Raw genomic sequence first — 19898 nt, forward strand, 5'->3', positions numbered from 1 at the left:
GCGGGCCCGCGACGGCGTTACTGTCGATGGATGTCTTCATCGCCCGCGCCCGAGCTCTTCACCTGGGAGTTCGCCGCCGATCCGTATCCCGCGTACGCCTGGCTGCGTGAGCACGCGCCGGTGCACCGCACCGCGCTGCCCAGTGGCGTCGAGGCATGGCTCGTGACGCGGTACGGGGACGCCAGGCAGGCGCTCGCCGACACACGGCTCTCCAAGAACCCCACGCATCACGCGGGAACGGCGCACGCCAAGGCGAAGACGGGCATCCCGGGCGAGCGCGGCGCGGAGCTGATGACGCATCTGCTCAATATCGATCCGCCCGACCACACCCGGCTGCGGCGCCTGGTGTCCAAGGCGTTCACACCTCGCCGGGTCGCCGAGTTCGCTCCGCGCGTACAGGAGCTGACGGACCGTCTCATCGCGGACTTCGCCGGGAAGGGCCAGGCGGATCTGATCCATGACTTCGCCTTCCCGCTGCCCATCTACGCGATCTGCGATCTGCTCGGCGTGCCGCGTGAGGACCAGGACGACTTCCGGGACTGGGCGGGCATGATGATCCGCCACGGCGGCGGACCGCGCGGCGGGGTCGCGCGCTCGGTGAAGAAGATGCGCGGCTATCTCGCCGAACTCATCCACCGTAAGAGGGAGAACCCCGGCGACGATCTGATCTCCGGACTGATCCGCTCCAGCGACCACGGCGAGCATCTGACCGAGAACGAGGCCGCGGCGATGGCCTTCATTCTGCTCTTCGCCGGGTTCGAGACCACGGTCAATCTGATCGGCAACGGAATGTACGCGCTGCTGCGCGACCCGGAGCAGCGTGCCCGGCTGCGCGGCTCGCTGGACGCCGGAGAGACGGAGGCGCTGGCGACGGCTGTCGAGGAACTGCTGCGTTACGACGGCCCCGTGGAGCTGGCGACCTGGCGATTCGCCACCGAACCGCTGACGCTGGGCGGGCAGTCCGTCGCGGCGGGCGATCCCGTGCTGGTCGTACTCGCCGCCGCCAATCGCGATCCGGCGCGGTTCACCGATCCGGACACGCTCGATCTCGCACGGCGTGACAATCAGCACCTCGGATACGGGCACGGCATCCATTACTGCCTCGGTGCGCCGCTCGCCCGGCTGGAGGGACAGACCGCGCTCGCCACACTTCTGACCCGCCTTCCGGATGTACGGCTTGCGGAAGATCCTTCCGATTTGCGCTGGCGTGGCGGGCTCATCATGCGTGGATTGCGCACACTTCCGGTGCAGTTCACGCCATTGTCCGACTGACGGATGATCAGAGGTCAACTGACGGATCATCAGGAATGTGACTTTCACGTGATCTCCGCTGCATCGACTTGTGACAAGCGTTCGAGTACCGCTACGTTCACCGACGACTCGGCAGCCACACGCCGTCGTCGTTTTGACAGTCACACGGAAGGCAATCGCATGCGCTCCGGGAACGGCCGACACCGTCGACCTCGCCAGGCACCCGCTCTGATCGTCGCGGCGGGGGTGACCGGATCGGCCATCGCCATTCCGCTGCTCGGTGCCACCGGCGCCGGCGCGGCGGAGGCGTCCACCTGGGACCACGTCGCCGAATGCGAGAGCGGCGGCATGTGGAGCGCGGACCTCGGCAATGGCTACTACGGCGGACTCCAGATGTCCCAGGAGACCTGGGACGCCTTCGGCGGCGGGAAGTACGCGTCCCGCGCCGACCTCGCCAGCCGCTCCCAGCAGATCGCGATAGCCGAGAAGGTGCTCGCCGCACAGGGCCCGGACGCGTGGTCGAGCTGCGCGTCCATCTCGGGGCTGACGAACGACGGTGCCGCGCCCGAGGTCGACCCGGGCGTCGCCGCCGGTGTGACCGGGACGCCGAAGGAGAAGCGGGACGCCGGTCGCACCGACGACGACTCGGCCGCGGCGGACGCCACGACCTCCACGGGCGCCGGGCAGCGGACGGACGAGGCGGACGCGCCGGCCTCCTCCGCCACCACGCCCGGCACGTCGAAGTCCGCGACCGGTTCCGGCGAGAAGGGCTCCGCCGAGGACGGCTCCGGCGCGGACGGTGCGGCTCCGGTCAAGGGCAAGCACCGCGGCGGCGTCGCCTCGAACGATGCCACGCCGGGCAATTCGGATGAAGACCGCGAATCCGGCCGTCATGCCTCACGCGGTGACGGATCGACACGTGATGCGGACGGCATCACGGACGAGACGGGTGTGGTGAACGGCGCGTCCGGTGAATACACCGTCCAGACCGGTGACTGCCTCTGGGAGATCGCCGACGAGCGGAAGGTGCCCGGCGGATGGTCGGCGCTGTACGAGGCGAACAAGGAGACCGTCGGCTCCGATCCCGACCTCATCCTTCCTGGCCAGAGCCTTGATCTCAGCGTGAACTAGGGCCTGTTGCGAAGGTCCCGCCTGGCCCGCGACGCCTGGCACGGGCGCTCGCCGCGTTGTCGGAGTCGTTGGAGTCGTCGGATTCGGCGGAGTCGTCGGGGTGCGTCCAGTCCGTCGACGACGCCGATCCTCCGCCTTTCGGTCGCACGCACCAGACGCCGCGGGCCCCGCCCTCCGGGCGGACGGCGCCACTTTCGGGACACGCCCTGGCGGGAATTGGCCCCTGTATGTCCGCTTCTGCGCAAGTGAGAGATGGGTCTCTTCGCCGCAACTGGGTTCCTTTGGGCTCCTGATGCGCCTGATTCGTCTCTCACCTGCGGAAACGTGTTCGCGTTAAGGAGAGATAAGGGCGATTTCACCCTGGTTGTGCTCCATTGAACAACCGGGAGACCTGTGATTACGGTCTGAACCGCTCGCACCGCGGGCCCCGTCGACCGTCACGCCGAATCCTGCCGTCGGTCGAAGGGAGTAGTCGTCGCGTCAAGCGCCGAAGGCAGGAGCGGGGGACCCAAGGAAGGCGCCGGGCCCGGCCGTCGAGAGACGACCGACGACCGGCTAGGGGTGAAGTCGTGTGCGCGAGCACGCGGCCGGGCAACTCACTTGGCCCGAACCCGACAGCTGACCTCGTAGGCGTCGGTGAGGAGATGTTCCATGCCGCGTTCCAGCAAGGGCAAGCACCGCCGCCCGTCCAAGACCGCCCGCTACGCCACCCTCGCCGGAATCACCGGTGCCGCCGTCGCGGCCCCGCTGATCGGCGCCACGTCCGCCTCCGCCGCGACCGCCACCGAGTGGGACCAGGTCGCCCAGTGCGAGTCCGGCGGCAACTGGTCGATCAACACCGGCAACGGTTTCTACGGTGGCCTCCAGTTCACCACCTCCACCTGGGCCGGATACGGCGGCACCGCCTACGCGCCCCGGGCCGACCAGGCGAGCAAGTCCCAGCAGATAGCCGTCGCCGAGAAGGTCCTCGCGGGCCAGGGCAAGGGCGCGTGGCCGACCTGCGGCGTGAACCTGTCCAACGCCGCCTATGACGGTGGCTCCGCCGACTCCGCCACGCCCGAGCAGACGCCCGAGCAGTCGGCGCCCGAGCAGCCTCAGCAGTCGGCGCCCGAGCAGCCGGCGCCCGAGTCGCGGCCTCAGCAGTCGCGGCCGGAGCGGCCGGCCCGGAGCGAGGCACAGCCCGCCTCGCGCGGTGAGGCCCGTCCCGCCGCGGTCGAGAAGGGCGACGGCGAGTACAAGGTCACCTCCGGCGACACGCTCTCGAAGATCGCCGAAGCCCATGACGTCGAGGGCGGCTGGCAGAAGCTGTTCGACCTGAACAAGGACATCGTCCACGACGCCGATCTGATCTTCCCGGGTCAGCAGCTCCATCTGAGCTGACCCCTTCCCCGGCCGGCGACCCCTCCAGGCCGGCCTCTGGCCGGCTGCCCCCGCCGGCCACGCGGCGGCCGTCCCCGCGGCCGCGCGGGTCACCCCGGTCCGGCGCGCTTCCCCCGTACGCGCCGGGCCGGGGTTTCCGCTGTCACCGGCCCCTCCATACGGAATCCCGGCATCCGTTCCGCCCGGTCCGACCGGGATTCGTGCCGCATTTCGTCCCAGCGGGCGGGCACCGGCCAGTCGACGACCCCGGGCCGGTTAGGCTCATGTCGCAAGGCCAAGAAGACCCTGCACTTCAAGCGTCACATCCCAGAAGGAGATGCTCGTGCCGTCCATCGACGTCGTCGTAGCCCGGGAAATCCTCGACTCCCGAGGCAACCCCACGGTCGAGGTCGAGGTCGGCCTCGACGACGGCAGCACCGGTCGTGCTGCTGTCCCCTCCGGTGCGTCCACCGGTGCGTTCGAGGCCCTTGAGCTCCGCGACGGTGACCAGAACCGCTACCAGGGCAAGGGTGTCGAGAAGGCCGTCCTCGCCGTCATCGAGCAGATCGGCCCGGAGCTGGTCGGGTACGACGCCACCGAGCAGCGCCTGATCGACCAGGCGATGTTCGACCTGGACGCCACCCCGGACAAGTCGTCGCTCGGCGCGAACGCCATCCTCGGCGTCTCCCTCGCCGTCGCGCACGCCGCCTCCGAGGCCTCGGACCTCCCGCTCTTCCGCTACCTCGGCGGCCCGAACGCGCATCTGCTGCCCGTTCCGATGATGAACATCCTGAACGGCGGCTCGCACGCCGACTCCAACGTGGACATCCAGGAATTCATGATCGCCCCGATCGGCGCGGAGTCCTTCTCGGAGGCGCTGCGCTGGGGCGCCGAGGTCTACCACACGCTCAAGAAGGTCCTGAAGGAGAAGGGGCTCTCCACCGGCCTCGGCGACGAGGGCGGCTTCGCGCCGAACCTCGACTCCAACCGCGCCGCGCTGGACCTGATCCTCGAAGCCATCAAGGCCGCCGGTTACGCACCCGGCAAGGACATCGCGCTCGCGCTCGACGTCGCCGCCTCCGAGTTCTACAAGGACGGCTCGTACGAGTTCGAGGGCAAGTCCCGTTCGGCCGCCGAGATGACCGAGTACTACGAGGACCTCGTCGCCTCGTACCCGCTGGTCTCCATCGAGGACCCGCTGTTCGAGGACGACTGGGCCGGCTGGAAGGTCCTCACGGACAAGCTCGGCGCCAAGGTGCAGATCGTCGGTGACGACCTGTTCGTCACCAACCCGGAGCGTCTGGCGCGCGGTATCGAGGAGGGCGCCGCCAACGCGCTGCTCGTCAAGGTCAACCAGATCGGCTCGCTGACCGAGACCCTGGACGCCGTCGAGCTGGCCCAGCGCAGCGGCTTCAAGTGCATGATGTCCCACCGCTCCGGTGAGACCGAGGACGTCACCATCGCCGACCTCGCCGTCGCCACCAACTGCGGTCAGATCAAGACCGGCGCCCCGGCCCGCTCCGAGCGCGTCGCCAAGTACAACCAGCTTCTGCGTATCGAGGAGATTCTCGACGACGCGGCGGTGTACGCCGGCCGCAGTGCCTTCCCGCGCTTCCGTTCCGCGTAAGCACGGACCGTCAGCACGCAGTACGAGGACGAGGGCCGGCCGGCCCGTCGTCCGCGCCGGTGTCCGGGAGACCGGACAGGGCGCACAGGCGGAGCGTAGCGAAGCGTCCCCGGCCGCGGTCCCGTACCGTGTCCGGGGACGTACGCACGTAACTGTGGAGGCGAGCCATGGCCGGGAACCGGGACCGGTTCTCCACCGCGACCAGGCTGCGGCTGCTCGGCGAGCAGACCGCCGCCCGCGTCTACCGCTCGCAGAGCCGCAGGCAGGACCAGCGGTCCCGGCTCACCGGCCGGGCGGCCTTCCTCGCCCTGATCGTGTGCACGCTGGTGCTGGCGCTCGCGTATCCGATGCGGCAGTACGTGTCGCAGCGGAACGAGATCGCCGAGCAGGAGCGGCTGGCCCGCGAGGCACGGCTGCGGGTCGAGGAGCTGCGTGACGAGAAGGCCCGGCTCCAGGACGACGCGTACATCCAGCGGCTGGCCCGCGAGCATCTGCACTATCTGCTGCCGGGCGAGACCGGTTACACCGTGATCGACCCGGGCGCGGCGGAGCAGGAGCGTGAGGAGCAGGGAGCGGCCGACCGTCCCTGGTACTCGAATGTGCTGGAAGGCGTCGACAACGCCGACCGCCCGGCCGGCTAGCACGAGCCGGCACCGACCAGAACCCGAATTCACGCGGCACCGTCGAACCGCACCGTAGAACCAAGGCAGGCATGGACACGCCCCCTCCGCAGACCGAACGCACCGAGCCCACCGACGCGGACGTCGCGGCTTTCAAGGAACAGCTCGGCCGTCCGCCGCGCGGTCTGCGCGCCATCGCGCACCGCTGTCCCTGCGGTCAGCCGGATGTGGTCGAGACGGCTCCGCGTCTTCCCGACGGCACGCCCTTCCCGACGACCTACTACCTGACCTGCCCGCGCGCGGCCTCGGCCATCGGCACGCTGGAGGCGAACGGCGTCATGCGGGAGATGACCGAGCGCCTCGCCACCGACCCGGAGCTGGCCGCCGCGTACCGCGCGGCCCATCAGGACTATCTCGCGCGCCGTGACGCCATCGAGGTGCTGGAAGGCTTTCCGAGCGCGGGCGGTATGCCGGACCGGGTCAAGTGTCTGCATGTCCTGGTCGGCCACTCACTGGCGGCGGGCCCCGGAGTGAACCCGCTGGGCGACGAGGCGCTGGCGATGCTGCCCGAGTGGTGGAGCAAGGGTCCGTGTGTCACGCCGTGCGTGGCGCGGGCCGAGGAAGCGGCGGAAGACAAGCGGGAGGACAGCGTATGACCAGGGTCGCGGCCGTCGACTGCGGTACGAATTCCATCCGGCTGCTCGTCGCCGACGCCGATCCCGGCACGGGCGAACTGACCGACCTCGACCGGCGGATGGAGATCGTCCGGCTGGGACAGGGAGTGGACAGGACGGGCCGCCTCGCGCCCGAGGCGCTGGAGCGCACCTTCGCCGCCTGCCGTGAGTACGCCGCCGCCATCAAGGCGCACGGCGCCGAGCGGATCCGCTTCGTCGCCACCTCCGCCTCGCGCGACGCCGAGAACCGCGACGAGTTCATACGCGGCGTCCTGGACATCCTGGGCGTGGAGCCCGAGGTGATCACCGGTGACCAGGAGGCGGAGTTCTCCTTCATGGGCGCCACCAAGGAACTGCCGGGCGGGGACAGCTATCTGGTCGTCGACATCGGCGGCGGCTCGACCGAGTTCGTGGTGGGTGACGACCGGGTACGGGCCGCCCGCTCGGTGGACATCGGCTGTGTACGGCTGACCGAGCGGCATCTCGTACGGGACGGCGTGGTCAGCGATCCGCCGGACGCGGCGGAGATCGCCGCGATCCGCGCCGACATCGAGGCGGCGCTCGATCTCGCCGAGGAGACCGTTCCGCTGCGCGAACCGCGGACCCTGGTCGGGCTGGCCGGTTCCGTCACCACCGTCGCCGCGATCGCGCTCGGGCTGAAGGAGTACGACTCCGCCGCGATCCACCATTCCCGGATCTCCTACGAGCAGGTGGAGGAGATCACCGGCCGGCTGCTCGCGGCCACGCACGACGAGCGGGCGGCGATCTCCGTACTGCACCCGGGACGGGTGGATGTCATCGGCGCGGGAGCCCTCATCCTGCTTTCGATCATGGAGCGGACCGGGTGCCGGGAGGTTGTCGTCAGCGAGCACGACATCCTGGACGGGATCGCCTGGAGCGTGGCGGAAGACGCCGGGTGACGTCGCGGTGCGGAGGCTGCTCGCGGACTCCGGGCCGTCCTCAGATGTCGCGGCAGACGTCGCGCCGGTCGCCGGCTCTGACGGCGAGGACGACGAGTTCGCCGTCCTCGACCTGGTAGGCGGCCCGGTAGCTGCCGACCCTGAGGCGACAGAGGCCCGACGGGCCGGTCAGTTTCTTGATGTCGGCGTCCTCGCGGTACGGATCGTCGCCGAGCGCGGTCAGCGCTGTCAGGACACGCATGGCCACAGGCCGGTCGAGGGCCCGGAGCTGCCGCTGTGCCGCCGCGGTGAACCGGAACGCGTACTTCACGCCGCGCCCTGGGTGGGCTCGGCGAACAGGTCTGCCAGCAGTTCGGCCATGGTCACGGTCGGCCCGCCCGCGGCGAGGACCGCCTCCGCCTCTCGGGCCAGCAGTACATCGGCTGCTTCTTCCAACGCCTCGAAGTCCGCGATGGGCACCACGGCCGCCACCGGCACGCCGTTGCGGGTGATCACCGTGGGTGTGCCCTGCTCGGCACGGTTGATGTGGTCGGCCAGATGCGCGCGAGCTTCGCGCACGGTCACAGTGCTCTCGTCCATGAAGCGAGTGTACGCACAGACGCGTACACGGCCGCGTGGAAAGTGCTGGAAGAGCCCACGTCCTACCTCCGGCGGCCACGCTCGACGGCGCCGTCCGGCCGGTCGCTCAGGGCCGTCCGGCGGCCCTCCGGCGGCCCTCCGGAGCGGTCCCCGCTAAAAGTTCGTGAAGTTCTTCACAAGGAAATTGGCTCCCCTGGGTGGCGTTCCGCTTCCTGGGGGCCGTTCGGTGGCTTTGGATGGCTGCTGCACCCTTGTACGGGGCGGTTCCAGGCGCGTTACGGCGTCATGAACGGTCCGCGTGGTTCAGTCCGTGTAAAGGATGGAGGGCCAGCTCACGAGGGGTGGACAACGTCCGGCGACGCCGTCTGGTTCCTCCGGTGGAACATGGCCTCGATCACATGAGCCGCGCAGTGTAGCACGAGGGACGCAGGACCTTGTGAAGGGGCTCACGAGCCACCCCTCCAAGGGGGGTGGATACTCGATGGCATGAGCACCACGGAGCGTCCCAGGATCCTCGTTGTAGGCGGTGGGTACGTAGGCCTGTACGCAGCTCGTCGCATTCTGAAGAAGATGCGCTACGGGGAGGCGACCGTCACGGTTGTCGACCCTCGCTCGTACATGACGTACCAGCCCTTCCTCCCCGAAGCCGCCGCCGGCAGCATTTCGCCTCGGCATGTCGTCGTCCCGCTGCGACGCGTGCTGCCCAAGGCCGAGGTGCTCACCGGTCGGGTCACGACCATCGACCAGGACCGCAAGGTCGCCACGGTCGCGCCGCTCGTCGGCGAGGCCTATGAGCTGCCCTTCGACTATCTGGTCGTCGCGCTCGGCGCGGTCTCCCGCACCTTCCCGATCCCCGGCCTCGCCGAGCAGGGCATCGGTATGAAGGGCATCGAGGAGGCCATCGGCCTGCGCAACCACGTCCTTGAGCAGCTCGACAAGGCCGACTCGACGACCGATGAGGAGGTCCGCCGCAAGGCGCTGACCTTCGTCTTCGTGGGCGGCGGCTTCGCCGGCGCGGAGACCATCGGTGAGGTCGAGGACCTGGCGCGGGACGCTGCCAAGTACTACTCGAACGTGAAGCGCGAGGACATGCGCTTCGTCCTCGTCGACGTCGCCGACAAGATCCTTCCCGAGGTCGGCCCGAAGCTGGGCACCTGGGGCAAGGAGCACCTTGAGGGCCGCGGTGTCGAGGTCTATCTCAAGACCGGCATGGACTCCTGCGTGGACGGCCACGTGGTCCTGAACAACGGGCTCGAAGTCGACTCCAACACCATCGTGTGGACGGCCGGCGTCAAGCCGAACCCGGCGCTCGCGCGCTACGGTCTGCCGCTCGGCCCGCGCGGCCACGTGGACACCAGCGAGAAGCTCCAGGTGCAGGGCACCGACTACATCTGGGCCGCGGGCGACAACGCCCAGGTGCCGGACATGGCCGCGCGCAGGGCCGGCGTCGAGAACGCCTGGTGCCCGCCGAACGCCCAGCACGCGCTGCGTCAGGCGCGGGTGCTCGGTGACAACGTGATCTCCGGTATGCGGGGCTTCCCGCAGAAGGAGTACAGCCACGCCAACAAGGGTGCGGTCGCCGGTCTCGGCCTGCACAAGGGCGTCGCGATGATCGTCCTGGGCAAGGTCAAGATCAAGCTCAGGGGCCGGCTGGCCTGGTACATGCACCGTGGCTACCACGGTGTCGCCATGCCGACCTGGAACCGCAAGATCCGGGTCTTCGCCGACTGGACGCTCGCCATGTTCCTCAAGCGCGAGGTCGTCTCGCTGGGCGCCATGGAGACGCCGCGCGAGGAGTTCTACGAGGCCGCCAAGCCGGCCCCGGCGGCAGCGGCCCAGGCCGCGCCGGAGCGGGCCAAGGCCTCCTGACCCCGTCGCGCTGAACTCCGAGAGGGCCGCCCGCCATCCGTGGTGCGGGCGGCCCTCTCGCGTGCCCGGTGCTCTCTCGTACACCGGGACCTCTCGCCGGCTCTCGCGGCATCGGTCCCGCGGCATCGCTCCGCGCGCCAGGACCGCTGCCACAGGCGCCGCCGGGATCGCCCGGACGGCCCAGTGGGCCGGGGTCCGCTGCGCGCCTCCGAGGCCCGCCGGGAGCGGTTCTCCGGCCGGTGGCCGGTCCAACGAGCCCTGGGAGAAAGGGCGCACGGCGCACAAGACTGTGTGGTGTGTGCAGGTATTTTGCCGTCCCATTGCGTGCGGACGGGACTGCATTGGCACGTCCCCGGTGTTTACGTGGTGTTGAGCATGTCCGGTATCCACTACCACGGAGGTGTACGCCATGGCCGACGCCGCGCTGCGGCTGACCACTCTTGCCGAAGAGTTGCTGGGAGCCCCGCTCCCGGTCCGTATCCGCGCCTGGGACGGCAGCGAATCGGGCCCTCCGGACGCCCCTACTCTGATCATCCGCAACCGACGTGCCCTGCGCCGCCTCCTGTGGAAGCCCGGTGAACTGGGGCTGGCTCGTGCCTGGGTGAGCGGCGAGATCGACGTGGAGGGCGATCTGTACGCGGCTCTCGAACAGCTCGCCGGGCTCATCTGGGAGCGCGGCGCTGACGCCAAGGACACGGTCCATCCCGTACGCGACCCGCGGATGCGGGCCGCCGCGCTGGGGCTCGTCCAGATCGCCGGCCCCTGGCCGCCGCCCGCCCCGCCCGCCGAGGAGATCAGAGGGCGCCACGGCACGCTGCACACCAAGCGCCGCGACAAGGCGGCGATCAGCCACCACTACGACGTGGGCAATGACTTCTACGAGCTGGTGCTCGGACCGTCCATGGTCTATTCGTGCGCCTACTGGGACTCCGGCGCCGACTTCACTCTCGAAGACGCACAGCGCGACAAGCTCGACCTGATCTGCCGCAAGCTCGCTCTGAAGGAGGGCGACCGGCTTCTCGACGTGGGCTGCGGATGGGGCTCCATGGCCATCCACGCCGCCCGTGAGTACGGCGTCCGGGTCACCGGCGTCACACTCTCCCGCGAGCAGGCCGCGTACGCCCGTAAGCGCATCGCGGAGGAGGGGCTCACCGACCGGATCGAGATCCGGGTCCAGGACTACCGCGACGTCAGGGACGGCCCGTACGACGCGATTTCCTCCATCGGCATGGCCGAACACGTGGGTTCGGTCCAGTACCGCGAGTACGCCGACGCTCTCTACGCCCTCCTCAAGCCGGGCGGGCGGCTGCTCAATCACCAGATCGCCCGGCGTCCCGAGAAGAACGAGGACGAGTACCGCATCGACGACTTCATCGACGCGTATGTCTTTCCCGACGGCGAACTGGCCCCGCTCGGCCGGACCCTCGCCACTCTGGAGGAGGCGGGCTTCGAGGCACGCGACGTCGAGTCGATCCGGGAGCACTACGCACTGACCCTGCGCCACTGGGTGAGCAACCTGGAGAAGCACTGGGCCCGGGCGGTACGCGGCACCTCGCCCGGCCGTGCCCGCGTCTGGCGCCTCTACATGGCGGCGTCCGCCATCTCGTTCGAACGCAACAAGATCGGTGTCAACCAGATCCTGGCCGTGAAGACCTCGGAGAGCGGTGCGTCCGGGATGCCGGCCCGCGCCCGGGTCTGGGGCGGCTGACGGCTCTGGGAGCGCGCGGGACCGAACGGCAGGGCCGGACTCCTCGGAGTCCGGCCCTGTCCCGTGCGTACCACCGGCCCGTGACGCGCCGGGCGTTCGTGCCGCCGCCGGGCCCGGTCTACTCGGTCTTGATCGCCGTCAGCATGTTCAGCCGCGCGGCGCTGCGGGCCGGCCACAGCGCGGCCAGCACACCCACCAGCCCGGCCAGCACCAGGAAGACCGCGATCCGGTCCCACGGGACGACCAGCGCGAAGCCGGGGATGCCGGACTTGACCGTCTGGCCGATCGCCCAGGCCAGGAAGGTGCCGAGCACCACGCCGACCACCGCTCCGAAGACGGAGATCACCACCGCCTCCAGCCGGATCATCCGCTTGACCCTGCCGCGGTCCAGGCCGATCGCGCGCAGCATGCCGATCTCCTGCTGCCGTTCGAAGACGGACATCGCCAGGGTGTTGACGACGCCGAGGACGGCGATGATCAGAGCCATCGCCAGCAGGCCGTACATGATGTTCAGCGCGGTGCTGATGAAGCCGCTGTAGGCGCTCCTGATGTCCTGCCGGTCCTGGATGCTGATCGCCGGGTTGTCGCCCAGCGCGTCCACCAGGGCCTGTTCATGGGCCGCGCTCGCGCCGCCGTCCGTCTTCACCCAGATCTCGGAGATGTGCGGCCTGGGCTCGTGCGCGGCGACGGCGTCGGTCGAGATCAGTACCTGCGAGAGGAGTTGGTTCTCCGCGAAGACGGCGCCGACCTCCAGCCGGCCGGTCTTCCCGTCGTCATATGTCACCGGCACGGTGTCACCGGTCTTCCAGCCGCCGGACTTCGCGGCCTTCTCGTCGAGCGCCAGCCCGCCGCGGCCGAGCGTGTCCAGCGAGCCGGAGACCACCGTGATGTGGAAGACCTTCGCGATGTCGCCGGGAGTGACCGCGGCGGCGTAGACGGACCTGTCCGCCAGCTTCAGGCCGGCGCCCTGGGTCGGGGACAGCGCGCTCACGCCGGGCGTCTTCTCCAGTGCGGCCAGCGCCGATGTGTCGAGCGTGCCGCCGCCCGCCATCGTCACCATGTAGTCGGCCCGGATGTTGTCCGTCGTCATCTTGTCGACGGCCTGCCCGATCGTGACGCCGAGCACCGACAGCCCGGTGACCAGCGTGAGACCGATGGCCAGCGCGGAGGCGGTGGCTCCGGTACGGCGCGGATTACGGACGGCGTTCTGCGCGGCGAGCTTGCCCGACACTCCGAAGAACCGGACCAGCGGCGGCCGTATCAGCGCGATGACCGGACGCGACAACAGCGGGATCAGCACGATGATGCCGATCATCGCCAGGAACGCGCCGGCTCCGACGATCATCCGGCCGTCGGAGCCGGCCGAGGCGCCCGCGACGATCGCGGCGGCGCCGAGGAGCGTCAGTCCGCCGCCGATGGAGTTGCGTACGACCAGCGACCGGGTGGTGGCCACGGCGTGCACGCTGCTCATCGCCGCGACCGGCGGGATCTTCGCGGCCCGGCGGGCGGGCAGCCAGGCGGCGAGCAGAGTGATCAGCACACCGACGCCGAGGGCCGCGCCGACCGCGGTCGGCGAGATCACCAGCGGACCCGCCGGGACCTTCGCGCCGATGACTCCCATCGCGGAGCGCAGCGCGGTCGCCAGGCCGACACCGAGGACGAAGCCGACCACCGACGCGATCACACCCACCACCGCGGCCTCGATCAGCACGGAACGCTTGACCTGGCGGCGGGAGGCGCCGACGGCGCGCAGCAGCGCCAGCTCCCTGGTGCGCTGGGCGACCAGCATGGTGAAGGTGTTGGAGATCAGGAAGATCCCGACGAACAGGGCGATGGCGGCGAAGGCCAGCAGCATCTGGTTGAGGCTCTCCAGGCCGCGTTCGATCTGGGCCGCCTGGTCGTCGGCGAGCTGCCGGCCGGTCCCCGCCGTGGCGTTCTCCGGCAGCAGGCTCTTGACGGCGCGAAGGATGTCTCCGTCGGAGGCGCCGGGCGCCGCGGTGACCGAGACGTCCTTGAAGAAGCCGGGCTCCAGATAGAGCTTCTGGGCGACGGCCGTGTCGAAGAGGACCAGGCTGCCGCCCGCGTTGACCGCGCCGTCCTCGGTGGTGAAGAGCCCGGTGAGGCTGTACTCCTTCACCGGTCCGTTGGTCGCGACCCGCACGCGGTCGCCGACCCGGTACTTCCCCTTGGCCGCGGTGGTCTTGTCGAGGGCGATCTGGCCGTCCCGTACCGGACCCGAACCGTCGGTGAAGGTGTACGCGGGGTCCTTGCCGTCCTTGCCGGGCGCGAAGTTGGCGCCGCTGTTGGACCAGCCGTTGCCGATGAGCTTGCCGTCCGGATCGGCGACTCCGGCGAAACCGTCGACGCGTCCGACGGCGGAGGCGACGCCGTCGACGGCGCCGATCCCGCCGAGGAGCTGTTCGCTGATGCCGGGAGTCCGCGCGCCGTCGGCGGCGTCGCGGTCGTCGCGGCCGTCGTACGAGGTGACGGCGACGGCGATGTCCCGGTAGCTCTTCGCCGACTGGTTGCGGAAGGCGTTGCCGAGGGTGTCGGTGAAGACCAGGGTGCCGGAGACGAAGGCCACGCCGAGCATGACGGCGAGTACGGTCATCAGCAGCCTGGCCTTGTGCGCGAGCACAGTGCGCAGGGCGGTACGGAGCATGGTGGAAGTCCTGGTGGGATGGGCCGGGCGGGCGGAGGGACGCGGCTGGCGGGAGCCGGCGGAGAGTGCCGGCGGACGGCGCGTCAGCTCGTACGGCCCTTGGCGTCGAAGGCCTTCATCCGGTCGAGTACACCGTCGGCGGTGGGATGGAGCATCTCGTCGACGATCCTGCCGTCGGCGAGGAAGATGACGCGGTCCGCGTAGGAGGCGGCCACCGGGTCGTGCGTCACCATGACGACGGTCTGTCCCAGCTCCCGTACGGAGTTGCGCAGAAAGCCGAGCACCTCGGCGCCGGAACGCGAGTCCAGATTCCCGGTCGGCTCGTCACCGAAGATGATCTCGGGCCGGGAGGCCAGCGCGCGGGCGACGGCGACGCGCTGCTGCTGACCGCCGGAGAGCTCGGTCGGCCGGTGGCTGAGCCGGTCGGACAGCCCGATCATCGTGATGACCTGCTCCAGCCATTGCTTGTCGGGCCGGCGTCCCGCGATGTCCATGGGAAGCGTGATGTTCTCCAGGGCCGACAGGGTCGGCAGCAGATTGAAGGCCTGGAAGATGAAGCCGATCTTGTCCCGGCGCAACTGCGTGAGCTGCTTGTCCTTGAGCGAGCCGAGCTCGGTCTCACCGATCCGTACCGACCCGCCGCTGAAGCTGTCCAGGCCGGCCACGCAGTGCATCAAGGTGGACTTGCCGGAGCCGGACGGCCCCATGATCGCGGTGAACTCGCCCTGGCGGAAGTCCACCGACACATGGTCGAGGGCGACCACCTGGGTCTCGCCCAGTCCGTAGACCTTCGACAGATCGGAGGCGCGGGCGGCCACGGCGGTGGCGCGGTGGGCGATCGGTGTGGTGGTCACGGGAGGACACTCCTGTCGGACGGTGCTGCGGGAATCACTCCATCGTCATGGCCGCGCCGCCGCGGGTCGTCAGCCCTCGTGCCCGTTCCCGGGGCAGCCTTGGGTCTGACCGCCGGGACGGACCGTCCTCCTCGGGGATGACACCGTCGCCGGGCGTCTCCACCGCGAGGGCGACGGTGCCAAATGAGTGACCGGACGGCGACTTTTCGTCATTCCCATACGCCGCGGTACGACATGACCATCCGCGCCCGGCATGTGCCGACGGCTCGTTACGTGCACTGACGCACCCTCAGACGTCAATAAAATAAGACAACATCGGGTTGTCACTCGGCTGTTCGGGCGGGTGCGTCCCGATAGGCTCGTGTGCCAACGCGGAGCCGCGCGCCCTGCCCGGATGGTGGAATGCAGACACGGCGAGCTTAAACCTCGCTGCCCTCGCGGGCGTGCCGGTTCAAGTCCGGCTCCGGGCACCACACACCGCATGGGCGCTGACCTGGAAGAATGGCCATTTCAGGGCCGTATCGAAACTCCCCTTGGGAACACAGCGGGAACACCAGGGGTTGGCGTCACACCATGGCGGGCTGCCCGCGCGGAAAAACCGAGCCGCCGGAGAGATCACCGGCTACCAGGTGAAGTGGCGGGACGGCGGTGGCCGGGCGGACGCCGGGCGGTCGGCGGCGTGGCCCATGACGGCGTTGTACGCAGCGGTGTGTGTGGGCGTCATCGCGACGTGCGCCTGTCGCTGGTCAGCCGGCGCGCTCATCGTCGCGCGCGCCCTTCACACAGCGCGGGTGCGCCCGCGGGGACCAGACGGTGCCGTCTTCCGCTTCACGTCCGCCGAGGTCCACGACATCGCCCGGTCGGAGCGTGACCGCGCAGTACAGGCAGTCGGCGCCGTGGCGCTGGCGTTTCGTCAGGCGCTCCATGGGCGGCTGGGCCGCAACGGTGGCCGGCACGTCCGGCGGCTCGCTCATGGTGTCCCCGGCTCGTCGATGATCTGGTGCGAGTCCAGAGTGACGGCCGCGCAAGGGCTTAATGCTCACAGTTCTGTGAGCGCTGTGAGCGCTACAGGCCGACCCACGAGGCGAGGTTCGAGAGGGTGTCGGGAGCGCGGCGCGAGTGGTGCACGAGACCAGAGATCGTCTCCCGTGCTCCGGGGTGGTACCGGGTCTGCTCCGGTGCTGTCTTCCGTGCGGCGACGATGGTTTTGAGCGCGGCCTCGGTGCGGCCCGTCTCCATCTCTGAGCGGGCCCGGTCGATCAGGAAGTGCGCGCGCCGCGATGTGGCCAGACCGGCAGGCAGCCGAATGCCGTCGGCTTGGCTGAGCGCATCCTCGTAGCGGCGCATCTCGACCGCCGCACTCATCTTGTGCATGGCCACGTTGGCAGGCCCAAAGGAGAGCCAGTGGACATCCGACGCGTCACCGATCCGGTCGGCGATGTCGGCGGCTTGGGCGATATTGGCCGCGACTGCCGACGCGTTCCGGGCACGGGCGGCGATGACCGACGCGCCCAGGTGGAGTTGGCCTGCGACGGCGTGCGCCTCACGGGTGTCACTGGCCTGGGCAAGGACGTGGTGTCCGGCTGCGATGAGGCGCTGCCCGATCGTGTATTCGCCCTCCCGGAAGTAGACGAGGGCGCGCATGTACTGGCGGACAGCGGCGAGGCACGGGTCAGAGGCCCGCTGAGCCGCCCAGTCCATACGGTCCAGAGCGACGGCGGACAGGTCGTAGTAGCCCAGCTTCACCGATACGTCGTGAGCGGTCCGGTACGTGGAACCGAGAGCCTGCCACAGCTCAGTGGACGGGGCATGCCACGCAGCCGAAGTCAGCTCAGCGATCACGGTCGGCAGTCCCCGGGCCGCCTTACGCAGGTGGGTAGCACGGACTTGGGCGCAGAGTTCGTCCGCCGCGGCCAGGAGCCGAGGGACCGGACGGACACTGATCGTGTCATCGCCCCCGAGGTCGTACAGGTCCAGGGCTTCGCGGATCGGGCGGACCAGTTCGGCGAGGCGGTCTTGTCGCAGCTCGGTCACATAGGGCTGTCCTGTCAGCGCAGTGACGTCGACCTTGAGAGCGCGGGCGACGGCCGCGACGAAGTCGGCGGTCGCCGCTCGGGCGCCGCACTCGACTTGGTTGAGAAGGCTGTACGAGAACGGGATCCGGGCGGCGAGTTGCCGCTGGGTGAGGTGGGCCAGTTTCCGTACCCGCTTGATGCGGGTGCCTGTGTGGTCGTCGTCGAGCGAGGGCACGATGACCTCCGTTCCTGACTCGTCATCTGGAACGGTACGCCCGCACGGCCTCCGGCCATCCCGGTTCGGAGGCGTTGGCGTGTGGTCGACTGGACGGTATGACGAGGACCCTGTATCTGTTCGGCAGCGCGGCGCCGCCCGTACTGGATATCGCTCAGGCGATCGGTATCGCGCGGGACCGCGGGTGGAATGTACGCCTCGGGCTGACGCCGACCGCCGCGCACTGGCTGGGCGGTCAGCTCACGGAGTTGGAACGGTTGACCGGCGGGCCTGTGCGGTCGGAATACAAGGTGCCTGGCGAGCCGGACGTTTGGCCGGCGGCGGATGTGATCCTGGTGGCGCCGGCCACGCTGAACACGATCAATCAGTGGGCGCTCGGTATCACGTCGTCGTTCGTGGTCGGGGTGGCGGCTGAGGGGATAGGGAAGCGGATCCCGCTGGTGACGATGCCGTGCGTGAACGCGGCCTATGCGCAGCACCCGCAGTTCGAGCGGTCGGTGGAGACCTTGCGGAGCGCCGGTGTCACGGTGTTGTACGGACCGGGCGGCTTCGTGCCGAACGAGCCGGGTGAGAAGCGGCCGTTTCCGTGGGCGGCTGCGCTCGGGGCTGTCGGCGACGTCGGCAGCCGGGCATGACCGTCCCGTAACCGTCCGCGAAGCAAGAGCACGCGGCTGTCGATCGAGCCCGGCGCGGCCACAGCACGGTGTGCCAGCGCCGCGATGGTCCCCGCAAGGCCCGCCCCGATCCGTATCCGGCAGCCGTCCGGTCTCAGCGCGGCAACGAGTTCCAGCGCCGCCGACCGACCGGCGAGCCACGCACCTTCTTACACGGGTGACGTGCCGGCCGTACCTCCCATGGCCGTACGTGCCGGGCGGAGGTCCGCGCCGTATCCGCTTGACGGGCCCGGAGGCCCGGCGAGGCGCCGTTGTGGCCAGGACGGCGGCGGCGCGCCGGGTGTGAGCCTGTCTCAGGCGGACAGGTGTGACGCGTAGCACGCCATTGTCGTCACGATCCTGGAAAGATCCTCCCCGAGCACTAGGGTGTTCCCTTTGCTCGCCTATTACTCTTGACGCGAGGCCGCGCAAGGTGGCCGCCATGGAGGAGTGAGATGAGGAGCAGTAACCCGGTCTTCTCGCGACGGGGCTTCAGCCGCGACAACGGCCACGCGGGCTTCAACGCGGCGCCGCAGGCCGGGGGCGCCGCCGTTGGAACCAACCCGTACGCGACCAACCCTTACGCGCCGCAGCAGGACACCCAGTACGGGTCGGGGCCGCAGGCGCCCGCGCGCACCGGTGTCATGACGATCGACGATGTCGTGGCCCGTACCGCCATGACGCTCGGCACGGTCGTGGTCACCGCGGTCCTCTCGTGGTTCCTGCTGCCGATCGACGAGAACAACCTCAGCAAGTCGTACGGCATCGCGATCGGCGCCATGCTGGTGGCGCTGGTCCTCTCGCTGATCCAGTCCTTCAAGCGCAAGCCGGTCCCGGCGCTGATCCTGGCGTACGCCGCCTTCGAGGGTGTCTTCCTCGGAGTCATCAGCAACACGGTGAGCACCTACATCGCGCCGGGTGTGGTGGCGCAGGCGGTGCTGGGCACGATGGCGGTCTTCGCCGGTGTGCTCTTCGCGTACAAGATGCGCTGGATCCGCGTCACCCGTCGCTTCTACGGTTTCGTCATGGCCGCGGCCATGGGCTTCCTGCTCCTGATGGTGGTCAACCTGATCTTCGCCGCCTTCGGCGGCGGTGACGGTCTCGGCTTCCGCAGCGGCGGTCTCGGCATCCTCTTCGGCGTCATCGGAATCATCCTCGGCGCCTGCTTCCTGGCCCTCGACTTCAAGCAGGTCGAGGACGGCATCGCCTACGGCGCGCCGCGCGAGGAGTCCTGGCTGGCGGCCTTCGGCCTCACCGTGACCCTGGTGTGGATCTACCTGGAGATGCTGCGGCTGCTCTCCATCCTGCAAGGCAACGACTGACACAGGCCGCCGCGAGAGATCGCGACGAGAAGGGGTCCGCGGGCATCAGCCCGCGGACCCCTTCTCGTTGTCGCCGGTCCGTCCGGCCGTGGTCAGAGCAGACGGCGCGCCGCCCGCCTCAGGTCGTACTCGTGGACGATCGCTTTCGCGTGTCCGTACGCCAGGTCGTATTCGCTCCGCAGCCAGCTCACCTTCTCCTCGAAACGGAAGAGGGCGGGGCCTTCCTCTACGGTGCGAAGCCAGTCGGAGATCTCGCGACCGGTGCATTGAGGGATGCGGGAGAGCAGATTGCGATGGGTCTCTTCGGAGAAGACAAGGGACATCGGCGCCTCCGGACGCTTTGCGCGTACTGGTCCTTTACGCCACCGTGCCTGAGGGTTTGCCTGTTGGCAACAGTGCGGGACGGCCGCGTAGGGTCG

At 69.5% G+C, this 19898-nt stretch carries 18 protein-coding genes, 1 tRNA gene and 1 riboswitch; of the genes, 12 read left to right on the forward strand and 7 right to left on the reverse strand.

What is annotated here, in order from left to right:
• Positions 1-30: 30 nt before the first annotated feature.
• From PV679_RS12245 to PV679_RS12275, 7 genes are all read left to right on the forward strand, one after another.
• Entirely contained in the window at positions 31-1272 is a 1242-nt protein-coding gene (locus PV679_RS12245) for a cytochrome P450 (protein WP_319680174.1), read from the forward strand.
• Between the two features lie 159 nt (positions 1273-1431).
• Entirely contained in the window at positions 1432-2382 is a 951-nt protein-coding gene (locus tag PV679_RS12250) for a transglycosylase family protein (RefSeq protein ID WP_319680175.1), read from the forward strand.
• A gap of 475 nt (positions 2383-2857) precedes the next feature.
• Positions 2858-3030, forward strand: a riboswitch (cyclic di-AMP (ydaO/yuaA leader).
• 3 nt (positions 3031-3033) lie between these two features.
• On the forward strand, positions 3034-3762 hold the full coding sequence (locus tag PV679_RS12255) for a transglycosylase family protein (protein ID WP_319680176.1): 729 nt from the start codon (positions 3034-3036) through the stop codon (positions 3760-3762).
• 322 nt (positions 3763-4084) lie between these two features.
• Complete coding sequence (gene eno, locus PV679_RS12260; RefSeq protein WP_319680177.1) at positions 4085-5368, forward strand: phosphopyruvate hydratase; 1284 nt, start codon at positions 4085-4087, stop codon at positions 5366-5368.
• Between the two features lie 167 nt (positions 5369-5535).
• The gene (locus PV679_RS12265) at positions 5536-6009 is read left to right on the forward strand and encodes a septum formation initiator family protein (protein WP_319680178.1); all 474 of its coding nucleotides are present in this window, start codon (positions 5536-5538) and stop codon (positions 6007-6009) included.
• A 71-nt stretch (positions 6010-6080) separates the two neighbouring features.
• Positions 6081-6644: a DUF501 domain-containing protein gene (locus PV679_RS12270; protein WP_319680179.1), complete on the forward strand. Its 564-nt coding sequence runs from the start codon at positions 6081-6083 to the stop codon at positions 6642-6644.
• Positions 6641-7582, forward strand: coding sequence for a Ppx/GppA phosphatase family protein (locus tag PV679_RS12275; RefSeq protein ID WP_319680180.1), 942 nt, complete (start codon positions 6641-6643; stop codon positions 7580-7582). Before PV679_RS12270 ends, PV679_RS12275 begins: the two co-directional genes overlap by 4 nt.
• A gap of 40 nt (positions 7583-7622) precedes the next feature.
• On the opposite strand, the gene PV679_RS12280 is transcribed toward PV679_RS12275, so the two are convergent.
• Entirely contained in the window at positions 7623-7892 is a 270-nt protein-coding gene (locus PV679_RS12280; protein WP_319680181.1) for a type II toxin-antitoxin system RelE/ParE family toxin, read from the reverse strand.
• Entirely contained in the window at positions 7889-8161 is a 273-nt protein-coding gene (locus tag PV679_RS12285; RefSeq protein ID WP_319680182.1) for a type II toxin-antitoxin system Phd/YefM family antitoxin, read from the reverse strand. The genes PV679_RS12280 and PV679_RS12285 overlap by 4 nt, the downstream gene beginning before the upstream one ends.
• A 486-nt stretch (positions 8162-8647) precedes the next feature.
• On the opposite strand from PV679_RS12285, the gene PV679_RS12290 reads away from it, so the two are divergent.
• Positions 8648-10030 carry an NAD(P)/FAD-dependent oxidoreductase gene (locus PV679_RS12290; RefSeq protein ID WP_319680183.1) on the forward strand — a complete coding sequence of 461 codons (1383 nt, stop codon included), beginning with the start codon at positions 8648-8650 and terminating at the stop codon, positions 10028-10030.
• Positions 10031-10439: 409 nt separating this feature from the next.
• On the forward strand, positions 10440-11738 hold the full coding sequence (locus PV679_RS12295; RefSeq protein ID WP_319680184.1) for a cyclopropane-fatty-acyl-phospholipid synthase family protein: 1299 nt from the start codon (positions 10440-10442) through the stop codon (positions 11736-11738).
• Positions 11739-11856: 118 nt separating this feature from the next.
• Here the strand turns inward: PV679_RS12295 and PV679_RS12300 are convergent, their stop codons facing one another.
• Positions 11857-14400: an ABC transporter permease gene (locus PV679_RS12300; RefSeq protein ID WP_319680185.1), complete on the reverse strand. Its 2544-nt coding sequence runs from the start codon at positions 14398-14400 to the stop codon at positions 11857-11859.
• A gap of 83 nt (positions 14401-14483) precedes the next feature.
• Positions 14484-15254 (reverse strand): ABC transporter ATP-binding protein, encoded by a 771-nt coding sequence (locus PV679_RS12305; protein WP_319680186.1) that lies wholly within the window; start codon positions 15252-15254, stop codon positions 14484-14486.
• Between the two features lie 388 nt (positions 15255-15642).
• Here PV679_RS12305 and PV679_RS12310 point away from each other — a divergent pair.
• A tRNA-Leu gene (locus tag PV679_RS12310) sits at positions 15643-15727 on the forward strand.
• Between the two features lie 273 nt (positions 15728-16000).
• Here the strand turns inward: PV679_RS12310 and PV679_RS12315 are convergent.
• Both PV679_RS12315 and PV679_RS12320 read right to left on the reverse strand, forming a co-directional pair.
• The gene (locus tag PV679_RS12315; protein ID WP_319680187.1) at positions 16001-16228 is read right to left on the reverse strand and encodes a hypothetical protein; all 228 of its coding nucleotides are present in this window, start codon (positions 16226-16228) and stop codon (positions 16001-16003) included.
• A 91-nt stretch (positions 16229-16319) separates the two neighbouring features.
• Complete coding sequence (locus PV679_RS12320; protein WP_319680188.1) at positions 16320-17504, reverse strand: helix-turn-helix transcriptional regulator; 1185 nt, start codon at positions 17502-17504, stop codon at positions 16320-16322.
• 98 nt (positions 17505-17602) lie between these two features.
• Between PV679_RS12320 and PV679_RS12325 the strand changes: the two genes are divergently transcribed.
• Positions 17603-18139 carry a flavoprotein gene (locus tag PV679_RS12325; protein ID WP_319680189.1) on the forward strand — a complete coding sequence of 179 codons (537 nt, stop codon included), beginning with the start codon at positions 17603-17605 and terminating at the stop codon, positions 18137-18139.
• Between the two features lie 473 nt (positions 18140-18612).
• The gene (locus tag PV679_RS12330; protein ID WP_319680190.1) at positions 18613-19479 is read left to right on the forward strand and encodes a Bax inhibitor-1/YccA family protein; all 867 of its coding nucleotides are present in this window, start codon (positions 18613-18615) and stop codon (positions 19477-19479) included.
• Between the two features lie 92 nt (positions 19480-19571).
• On the opposite strand, the gene PV679_RS12335 is transcribed toward PV679_RS12330, so the two are convergent.
• Positions 19572-19802 (reverse strand): DUF4287 domain-containing protein, encoded by a 231-nt coding sequence (locus PV679_RS12335; RefSeq protein WP_319680191.1) that lies wholly within the window; start codon positions 19800-19802, stop codon positions 19572-19574.
• Between the last annotated feature and the right edge of the window lie 96 nt (positions 19803-19898).

The organism is Streptomyces sp. AK02-01A (assembly GCF_033795305.1).
Lineage (GTDB): Bacteria > Actinomycetota > Actinomycetes > Streptomycetales > Streptomycetaceae > Streptomyces.

Bases quoted from the DNA above. Each gene is read 5' to 3' on its own strand.
- PV679_RS12255 (WP_319680176.1), top strand. From the start codon at position 3,034: ATGCCGCGTTCCAGCAAGGGCAAGCACCGCCGCCCGTCCAAGACCGCC.
- PV679_RS12300 (WP_319680185.1), bottom strand. From the start codon at position 14,400: ATGCTCCGTACCGCCCTGCGCACTGTGCTCGCGCACAAGGCCAGGCTG.
- PV679_RS12250 (WP_319680175.1), top strand. From the start codon at position 1,432: ATGCGCTCCGGGAACGGCCGACACCGTCGACCTCGCCAGGCACCCGCT.
- PV679_RS12295 (WP_319680184.1), top strand. From the start codon at position 10,440: ATGGCCGACGCCGCGCTGCGGCTGACCACTCTTGCCGAAGAGTTGCTG.
- PV679_RS12265 (WP_319680178.1), top strand. From the start codon at position 5,536: ATGGCCGGGAACCGGGACCGGTTCTCCACCGCGACCAGGCTGCGGCTG.
- PV679_RS12245 (WP_319680174.1), top strand. From the start codon at position 31: ATGTCTTCATCGCCCGCGCCCGAGCTCTTCACCTGGGAGTTCGCCGCC.
- PV679_RS12315 (WP_319680187.1), bottom strand. From the start codon at position 16,228: ATGAGCGAGCCGCCGGACGTGCCGGCCACCGTTGCGGCCCAGCCGCCC.
- PV679_RS12285 (WP_319680182.1), bottom strand. From the start codon at position 8,161: ATGGACGAGAGCACTGTGACCGTGCGCGAAGCTCGCGCGCATCTGGCC.
- PV679_RS12330 (WP_319680190.1), top strand. From the start codon at position 18,613: ATGAGGAGCAGTAACCCGGTCTTCTCGCGACGGGGCTTCAGCCGCGAC.
- PV679_RS12275 (WP_319680180.1), top strand. From the start codon at position 6,641: ATGACCAGGGTCGCGGCCGTCGACTGCGGTACGAATTCCATCCGGCTG.
- PV679_RS12335 (WP_319680191.1), bottom strand. From the start codon at position 19,802: ATGTCCCTTGTCTTCTCCGAAGAGACCCATCGCAATCTGCTCTCCCGC.
- PV679_RS12325 (WP_319680189.1), top strand. From the start codon at position 17,603: ATGACGAGGACCCTGTATCTGTTCGGCAGCGCGGCGCCGCCCGTACTG.
- PV679_RS12270 (WP_319680179.1), top strand. From the start codon at position 6,081: ATGGACACGCCCCCTCCGCAGACCGAACGCACCGAGCCCACCGACGCG.
- PV679_RS12290 (WP_319680183.1), top strand. From the start codon at position 8,648: ATGAGCACCACGGAGCGTCCCAGGATCCTCGTTGTAGGCGGTGGGTAC.